8 protein-coding genes are annotated in these 9032 nt (G+C 66.2%); all 8 read right to left on the reverse strand.

All coding sequences use genetic code 11. From position 1 onward, the window contains the following. Positions 1-1635 (reverse strand): acetate--CoA ligase family protein (locus H928_RS28970; protein ID WP_043341276.1); only part of this gene is annotated, 1635 nt, incomplete at its 3' end. 11 nt (positions 1636-1646) lie between these two features. Then, a complete protein-coding gene (locus H928_RS28975) occupies positions 1647-2798 on the reverse strand; it encodes an acyl-CoA dehydrogenase family protein (RefSeq protein ID WP_084635900.1) in 1152 nt (383 codons plus the stop codon). 3 nt (positions 2799-2801) lie between these two features. Next, positions 2802-3980 (reverse strand): acyl-CoA dehydrogenase family protein, encoded by a 1179-nt coding sequence (locus H928_RS0120280; protein ID WP_021028144.1) that lies wholly within the window; start codon positions 3978-3980, stop codon positions 2802-2804. A 63-nt stretch (positions 3981-4043) separates the two neighbouring features. Then, positions 4044-5027, reverse strand: a complete 984-nt coding sequence (locus tag H928_RS28980) for a tripartite tricarboxylate transporter substrate binding protein (RefSeq protein WP_021028145.1) — start codon at positions 5025-5027, stop codon at positions 4044-4046. Between the two features lie 52 nt (positions 5028-5079). Next, a complete protein-coding gene (locus tag H928_RS28985) occupies positions 5080-5922 on the reverse strand; it encodes an SDR family NAD(P)-dependent oxidoreductase (RefSeq protein WP_021028146.1) in 843 nt (280 codons plus the stop codon). Continuing rightward, a complete protein-coding gene (locus tag H928_RS0120295) occupies positions 5922-7145 on the reverse strand; it encodes an ABC transporter substrate-binding protein (RefSeq protein ID WP_027011178.1) in 1224 nt (407 codons plus the stop codon). The genes H928_RS28985 and H928_RS0120295 overlap by 1 nt, the downstream gene beginning before the upstream one ends. A 451-nt stretch (positions 7146-7596) precedes the next feature. Further along, entirely contained in the window at positions 7597-8763 is a 1167-nt protein-coding gene (locus H928_RS0120300; RefSeq protein ID WP_027011179.1) for a mandelate racemase/muconate lactonizing enzyme family protein, read from the reverse strand. A 36-nt stretch (positions 8764-8799) separates the two neighbouring features. Beyond that, a partial coding sequence (locus H928_RS0120305) for an SDR family oxidoreductase (RefSeq protein ID WP_027011180.1) occupies positions 8800-9032 on the reverse strand: 233 nt, incomplete at its 5' end.

Consider the following 9032-nt stretch of genomic DNA (forward strand, 5'->3'; position numbering starts at 1 on the left):
GAGCATGACGCCGCCGACCTCGGTCTTGTGCGCAATGTCGGGCGAGACGATCTTGGCCACCACCGGGAAGCCCACTTGCGCTGCGGCAGCGGCCGCCTGCGCAGCGCTGTTGCACAGGTGCTCGGGCGGCACCGGCAGGCCAGCGGCTGCCAGCGCACGCTTGGCGCCGCTTTCGGTATGCACATCGTCCAGCGCCAAGGCGGGCGCGGCAGTCTGTGCACTATCGGGCAGCTGGTACAGCGTCTGCCAGCGCTGGCGGATCTTGGCCAGGCCGGCAACGGCGCGCACGGCCCGGGTCGGGTCCTCAAACACGGCCACGCCCTGCTTTTCCAACGCGCTGCGCACCTGGGGCAAGGCCAGCATCACCAGAATGGTCAATCGCTCGCGGTGCTGCGCGGCCAGTTCCGCAATCTCTTGCTGGGTGCTGGCAAAGCGCTCGGGCGACAGGCCCACATGGGCCAGGTAGCCCAGCACTGCGCCATAGCCTGTGTGCTCCAGCATCACCCCCAGCGTGCGCGAGGTGCCACTGGCCACCGAGGTGACCTGGGCCGTCATGTCCAGCGGGTTGGCGGCCACCGCAAAGGGCAGCAGCGCCAAGGTGGCCTCGCGGGCGGGGGCGGGCAAGGGTGGCAGCTCCATGCCCTGTGCGCCCGCCTCATCGGCCATCAGCACACCGATGCCGCCCGAGCCGGTGAAGACACCCAGCTCGTCATTGGCCGGCAGCACGCCGCTGACGGTGTAGAGGTAGGCGATGTCCAGCATCTCCTCGATGGACTCGGGCCGCAGGGCGCCACATTCGCGGAACACCGTGTCGTAGACCTTGTCATTGCCGGCCAGCGAGCCGGTGTGGGTGGAGGCAGCGGCGGCACCCAGCTCGGTGCGCCCTACCTTCATGATCAGCACGGGCTTGCCGGCGCGGGCTGCCTTGAGCAAGGCGCGGCGCAGGCGGTTGCCGTCACGGCAGGATTCAACCGCCGCGCAGATGATGCGGGTGTCCGGGTCGTCTGCCAGGTAGTCGATGCTTTCGGCCACATCGACATCGGCCTCATTGCCGGTGGCGATGATCTTGCTGAAACCCAGTCCGCGCAAGGTGGCCAGGCCATACGCGGCCGAGCCAAAGGCACCGCTCTGCGTGGCCAGCGAGATGGAGCCCGGCTGGGGCTGGGCGCCGTTGAGAAAGGTGGAGAAGGTCGAGAAAAAGCGCGCCGGCACATTCAGCAGGCCCAGCGAGTTGGGGCCCAGCATGCGCACACCTGCTGCGCGGCACAGGCCCACAATGCGGTCCTGCAGCGCGCGGCCGGCTGCATCAATCTCGGCAAAGCCCGCTGTCATCACCTGGATGGCCTTGACGCCCTTGGCAATGGCATCGCGCACAGCCTCTTCCACCCCGGCCACCGGCACGCAGATGATGGCCTGGTCGACTGGGAACGGGATATCCGACACCTTTTGGTAGGACTGCAGGCCCTGGATCAGCGCGCCGCTGCGGTTGACCGGGTAGATGGGCGCGGCAAAGCCGGCTTCGAGCATGAAGCGCAGCGGGCGGCCGCCAATGCGCTCGGGATCGGACGAGGCGCCCACCAGCGCCACCGAACGGGGGTGGAACAAGGCGTCGAGGGACGAAGATGCGTGGCTCATGGCGGGTCCTCTCAGGCGCGGGCGGCGGTGGGGGCGGATTCAGCGGCCACTTCAGCCGCGATCTCGGCGGCCATGTCGGCGGCCAGGCTGTCGAGCTGCTCGTAGCGGTCGCCCCATTGCAGGCTGCAGCCAATCGCATGCATGGCCAGGCGGGCCGCAGGCAGCTCGCGCGACATGCCAATGCCGCCATGCAGCTGGATCGCCGACTCACCCACCTGGCGGGCCGCGATCGACAGGTAGTGCTTGAGCAGCGCCACTGCATGCGCATCGCCATCCCCCAGGTCAAACGCCACCACGCGCTCGCGCACCATGCCGCGCACGCTTTCATAGGCCACATACATGTCCACCGTGCGGTGGCGCAGCGCCTGGAAGGTGGAGAGCTGCACGCCAAACTGCTGGCGCGTGTTCAGGTACTCGATGGTCTGCTCCACCATCGCGCCAATGGCGCCGACGATCTGCGCGCAGCAGACCAGCGCGCCCACGGTATTGGCGCGCTCGGCAGCAGCCACGGCCGCGCGGCCCCGTTGCAGCACGGCGCTGGCGGGCAGGCGCGTGGCCTTCAGGCTCAGGTCGGCGGTCAGCCGGCCGTCATGGCCAGCCCAGCTTTGCAGGCTGCCGCCCAATTGGTCGCGGCTGGCCAGCAGCAGCAAGGCTTCGCCAGCAGCGCTGCGGGCCAGGAAGAGCAGATGGCTGGCGGGCTCGCTCAGGTCGATGCCGCGCAGGCTGCCCTGCAGTTGCACACCTTCGGCATCCACCATCGCCGTCAGGCTGCAGCTGCCGTCATGCGCAAACACGGGGGCGATGGAGACTTCGCCGGCGGCCAGTAGGCCCAGCATCTGGGTCACATCGTCACGGCCGGGGATGGCGCCCAGCACCGCTGGCACCACGGCGCAGCGTGCGACCAGCGGCGTGGTCAGGCCATGGCGGCCAGCGGCCTCTGCGATGGACGCCACATCGGCAAAGGTCGAGCCCGCGCCGCCACTGGCCTCGGGCACCAGCACGGCTTGCCAGCCGAGTTCCAGAAACTGCTGCCAGCTGTCACTGGCCTGGTCGGAAGCTTGGGCCTGGGTCAACGTGGCATTGACCGCCGCGGCATCAGCTGCCACCCGCAGCGTTGTGTCGTACAGATCGCCCGGAAACATGGGAGAGGCTTGAAAAGGCATGGGTCAGGCTCCAAAGATATCGCGTGCAATCACGTTTTTTTGTACTTCGCTGGTACCACCGGCCAGGGTGCGCGAGCGGTAGAAGAGGTAGGTGTGGATCAGCTCGCGCTTGAGCTCCACATCGGCGGGGCTGTCCTCGGGCAGGCTCGGAATCAGGCGGGCTGCGTAGTCGGGGCTCATGTCAAAGGCGATGCCGATGATCTGCTGGGCCAGGTCGGAGCAGAACAGCTTGAGCGCCGAGGATTTGGACGAGGCCAGCGTGCCCTGCATCTCTTCGTCGATGGCGCTGATCAGCATCTCCTTGGCGCCGGCCACGGCCGCTTGGGCCAGGAACAAGCGCTCCAGCAGCATGTGCTGGCTGGCGCCTTGTTGCGTGCGGCCGCGCTCGCGCAGCGGCTGCTCGATCTGCTCCAGCAGGCGCACCAGGCGCGGCACAGTGGCGGGCGACAGGCGCTCGCGGTCGAGCAGGAACTTGGCGCAGGCCCAGCCGCCGCCCTCTTCGCCAATCAGGTTGGCCACGGGCACGCGCACATCGCGCAAGAACACCTCGTTGACATGGTGCCAGTGGTCAATCGTCGGGATGGGGCGCACCTCGATGCCGGGAGAGTCCATCGGCACCAGCAGCAGGGAGATGCCGGCCTGCTTCTTGCCCTCTTTGGAGGTGCGCACGAGGGTGTACATCATGTCAGCCTCCTGCGCATGGGAGGTCCAGATCTTCTGGCCGTTGATGACATAGTCATCGCCATCGCGCACCGCTGCCGTGCGCAGCGAGGCCAGGTCCGAACCAGCACCGGGCTCGGAATAGCCCTGGCACCACCATTCGCTGCCGTCCACAATGCGCGGCAGGTAGCGCTCCTTCTGCGCGGGCGTGCCAAAGTGCATGATCACCGGGCCGATATGGCCGATGCCATGGTGGTAGAGCGGCGGGCAGTCTTCCTGCGCCATCACCTCTTCAAACAAATAGCGCTGCTGCATGTCCCAGCCGGTGCCACCCCATTCGATCGGCCAGTTGGGGGCGCTCCAGCCCTTGCGCTGCAGGATCTTGGCCCACTCGCTCATCTCGGCGCGGCCCAGCTTCTCGTTGGCGCGGACCTTGGCTTTCAGCGCGGGCGGGCAGTGCTGCTGCGCAAAGTCGCGCAGGGTTTGTCGAAAGTCGGCATAGGGATCGGTGGTTGCTGTCATGTTTCCGGGTTCAAGGTCAAATCAAACGACAAGGGGCAGGCAAGGGCTGGGCGCTCCCTGCCCTCATTCCTGGGTAATGTGTTTTTCTCGGATCACGGCGGCCCAGCGCGGGCGCTGGGCATCCAGGTAGGCCGTGAAGTCTTCGGGGCCGAGCAGGTGCAGCTCGCCGCCGGGGCGGGTCACGCCCTCGGCTACCGTGGGCACTTCCACCACCGCACGCAGATCGCGGTAGATGCGCTGCTGCAGGGCTGCGGGCACCTTGGCGGGCATGAAGAAGCCAAAGAAGCTGCTGCAGCTGTAGGGCTTGAGCTCGGGCGCGGACGACTGGGAGAACGGTGTCAGCGGCAGTGCACTGCGCACGGGTTTGTCACTGGCAACGCCCAGCACCTTCATGCGCCCGGCCTGTACGTAGCTCACTGCGCTGGGTGCATCCAGCAAGGCCGCTACCTCGCCGGCCATCAAGGCATTCAAGGCCGGGGCATTGCCCCGGTAGGGCGCGTGGATGATGTGCGCGCCGACGGCCGAGGCCAGCATCTCGGCGCAGATATGCGGGCTGGAGCCGACGCCCGACGAGGCGAAGGCCAGCTTGCCATCGTTGGCGCGCATATAGCTGGCGAACTCGGCCAGGTTGTTGGCGGGCACCTGCTTGCCCACATAGAGCACGCTGGGCGACTCGGACACCATCATCAATGGTTTCAGGTCCTGCGGGTCATAGGGCATGCGGGGCATCATCAGCGGATTGGTCAAATAGCCCAGGCTGCTCAGCAGCAGGGTGTGGCCATCGGCGGGGGCGCGGGCGACCAGGGCCGTGCCAATGGTGGTGCCGCCACCGGGACGGTTGTCGATCACCACGGGCTTGCCCCATTTCTCGGCCAGCACCGGCGCAATGGCGCGGGCCACCTGGTCGGTAAAACCACCGGCCGCATAGGGCACGACGATGGTGACCTGCTTGTCAGGGAACTCCGCCGCCTGCACCACGGCCCCGGCCCAGGCGCCGATGAACACGCCCCAGGTGGCGGCCCGCTTGAATTTTTGAGAGATAGACACGGCAGGTCTCCATCACAAAATACGTTGTTGCTAGGGGCTGGCCCGTTGCGGCCTAGCCTGCGGCAGCGGCCTGGGGCAAGCGGCGCTGGGCCGCCTGGTCCTGCCAGGCCTGTTGGGGCAGCGAGGCCATCATGGTGTGGGCCAGACCGCCATCGACCACCAGCTCGGCACCGTTGACGTACGCAGCCGCATCGCTCAGCAAGAAGCTGACGGCGCCCGCTATATCGCCCGGCTCACCAATGCGGCGCAGCGGCACGCGCTGCTCGCGGTGGGCCTTGGCGGCCGGATCGGCATAGGCCAGCGCGGTACCGGGCGTGGCAATCAAACCGGGCGAGAGCGCATTGATGCGCAGACCCAGCGGCCCCCACTCGGTTGCCAGCTGGCGCACCAGCATCAGCGCGGCTGCCTTGCTGGCGCTGTAGGCGCCCAGCGGTGGTGTGGCATGGCTGGCCGATACCGAGGTGATGACCACGATGCTGCCGCCACTGGCACGCAGCGGTGCCAGCGCCGCCTGGGCCAGCAACAACGGCGCCCGCGCATTGAGCGCAAAGGTCCGGTCCCAGTCGGCCACCGGGTAATCGCTCAAGGCCCCGGGAAAGGCCGCGCCCGCATTGCTGACCAGGCCATCGAGCCCGCCCCAGTGCTGTACGGCAGCGGCCACCGCCTGGGCGGCAAAGTCCAGCCCCGACAGATCACCCGCCAGCACCTGGACCTGGGCGCCCAGCGCTTGCAGCTCGGCGGCCACGGCATCCAGCTCGGCCGCATGCTGGTCCAGCAGCGTCAGCTGCGCTGGGCGGGCCTGGTCGTCGCCCTGGTCATGGGCGTCTTGGGCCAGGCGCAGCGCAATGGCACGGCCAATGCCGCGTGCGGCACCGGTGACGAGAGTGCGGCCCATCACTGCCCCTTGAGCAGGTCGCAGGCGCTTTCGGAGGCGGGGCGCCAGGCTTCTTCCGGCGCGATGGTGCCAATGATCTTGTAGTAGTCGAACTTGGCCTTGGACTCCGCTGGCGTCTTAACCTGCACCGCATAGAGCGGGCGCAGCACCTGGCCATCGGCCCGCACCTTGACCTGCTTGGAGAAGAAATCGTTGACCGGCAGCTCGCGGATCTTGGCCGCCACGGCCTTGCCCTCGTCGGTACCAGCGGCCTGCACCGCCTGCAGGTAGTGCATGGTGGCGCTGTAGGCACCGGCCATCAGATAGGTGGGCGCGCCATTGTTGTAGCGCGCCATAAAGCGCTTGGACCAGGCCCGGGTCTCGTCGTTCTGGTCCCAGTAGAAGGGCAGCGCCAGCTGCAGGCCCTGGGCCACATCCAGGCCCATGGCGGTGACGCTGTTGATCGTCATGCCAAACACCGCTACCTTCTGCCCGCCCCGCGCAATGCGGTACTCGGCCGCCTGCTTGAGCGCGTTGGACAGGTCCAGCCCGGCGTTGATGATGACAATCGCCTCGGCACCGCTGGCCTGCGCCTGCAGCAGGTAGGACGAGAAATCGGCCGTGCCCAGCGGATGGCGCGTGACCCCGGTCACCTTGCCGCCGCCTTCTTTGATAAAGCGGGTGGCCTCGTCCAGGTAGGCCTGGCCAAAGGCATAGTCCACCGCGATGAAGTAGAAGCTCTTGACGCCCTGCTTCATCAGCGCCTTCACCCCCGCCTTGGGCATGGCATAGGAGTCGGCGACAAAGTTGAAATTCATCGGCGAGCAGGCCTTGTTGGTCAGGTCGGCCGTCGTGGTGCCTGCGATCAGGTAAGGCTTGCTGCGCTCCTTCATCAGCTGGGCCACCGTCAGCGCGATCGACGAGGCGGAGTTGCCGACGATCGTGTCGAACTTCTCCACATCCAGCCAGCGGCGGGTGATGCTCAGGCCAATGTCGGGCTTGTTCTGGTCGTCGGCCACCACCACCTCGATGGGCTTGCCCAGCACCTTGCCACCAAAGTCCTCGACCGCCATCTTGACGGCCAGCGCATGGCCGGGACCGCCGTTGCCCGAGTAAGGGCCCGTCTGGTCCCCCATCACACCGATGCGGACCACGTCATCACTGACTTGGGCCCAGGAAGCGGACGGCGCGGCCATGGCCACCAATAACGACAAAAGCAATGCATGCGGGCGAAAAGATTTCACGTTGTCTCCTTGATCAGCTCTTTTTTTGCGATGAACCGTGTCTTTGGCCGGCCGTCCAGATCTTGGTGTTGGACTACATACCTGCCGACAGGTAAATAGTACAAACAAAAGCCTGAATGGCTTTCAGTGCTAACCCTTGGTCGCTGGGAGCTGTGTGTTTTTGCCCCTGCTGGATGGGGCTTGGGAGGCCGATGCACGGGCGGTGCTGGCGGGCATCAACGGCCTGAGAAATTGCAGAAGGCGCCCTGCTCTTTGGCGATAGTTGCGCTTGCCCTTGCAGGCATGGCCCAAAAAGAAAACGCCTCGGCTTTAAGGCAAGCAGAGGCGCAAAGGCGCCTATAAGGCGCCGCTGGGGGAGGCAGTCGCAAGCGTCGCCTGGCGCGACGGCTTGCCGATTCTCACAACAACAGCCGCAAGCGCCCTATCCCCAAGCGCTTGCAGTCTGATTCGATCAAGAAGCCAGCGCCCGCATCTCCGCGATCAGATCGGACTTGCCTTCAAAGCCAATGCCCGGCAGCGCTGGCAGGGTGACATAGCCGTTGTCCACCTTCACGCCATCGGGGAAGCCGCCATAGGGCTGGAACAGGTCCGGGTAGCTCTCATTGCCACCCAGGCCCAGGCCTGCGGCGATGGCCAGCGACATCTGGTGGCCGCCGTGGGGAATGCAGCGGCTGGGCGACCAGCCGTATTCCTTGAGCATGTCCAAGGTGCGCAGGTATTCCACCAGGCCATAGCTCAGCGCGCAGTCAAACTGCAGCCAGTCGCGGTCCTTGTGCATGCCGCCATGGCGGATCAGGTTGCGGGCATCCTGCATGGAGAACAGGTTTTCACCGGTGGCCATGGGGCCTTTGTAGACTTCGCCCAGCTTGGCCTGCAGCTCGTAGTCCAGCGGATCACCGGCCTCTTCGTACCAGAACAGCGGGTACTGCGACAGCGCCTTGCCGTAGTCGATGGCAGTCTGCAGGTCAAAGCGGCCATTGGCATCCACCGCCAGTTGCTGGCCCGGGCCCAGGATCTTCAGCACCGATTCAATGCGCTCGCAGTCCTCGGCCAGGGTGGCGCCGCCAATCTTCATCTTGACCACCGAGTAGCCGCGCGCCAGGTAGCTTTCCATTTCCTTCTTGAGGCCATCCAGGCCCTTGCCGGGGTAGTAGTAGCCACCGGCGGCATAGACAAACACGCGCGGGTTGGCTGTGCCATTGCCATAGCGCTCGGCCAGCAGCTGGAACAAGGGTTTGCCGGCGATCTTGGCGGTGGCATCCCAGACGGCCATGTCGATGGTGCCGACCGCCACCGAGCGCTCGCCATGGCCGCCGGGCTTTTCATTGATCATCATGCGCGCCCAGACCTTGTGCGGGTCCAGGTTCTCGCCGGTCTCGTCCAGCAGGCTGCCGGGCTCGGCCTCCAGCACGCGCGGGATAAAGCGCTCGCGCATCAGCGCGCCCTGGCCGTAGCGGCCATTGGAGTTGAAGCCATAGCCAATGACGGGCTTGCCATCGCGGATGACATCGGTGACCACAGCCACCAGGCTCAAGGTCATCTTGGAGAAGTCGATGTAGGCGTTGCGAATGTCCGACTTGATGGGACGGGTGGATTCGAGGATGTTGACGATCTTCATGGTGGTCATCGGTTGTGAAAATGGGGGGGTGAAATATCAGCGGGCCAGAGACGAGCCACCACAGATGGCGATGTCCTGCCCGGTAATGGCGGCAGCCGCCGGAGACAAAAGAAAGCCCACCAGGGCCGCGATCTCGGCCGGCTCGATCAGGCGGCCCATGGGTGGCAGGCGCGGCGCACTGCCGGCGCGGGCCGGGTCGCTCAACATGCCGGTCGCCGTGGCTGCGGGCGAGACCACATTCACGGTCACGCCCTGCGCAGCCACCTCGG

The organism is Comamonas sp. B-9, from assembly GCF_000410635.1.
Taxonomy (GTDB): Bacteria; Pseudomonadota; Gammaproteobacteria; order Burkholderiales; family Burkholderiaceae_C; genus Comamonas.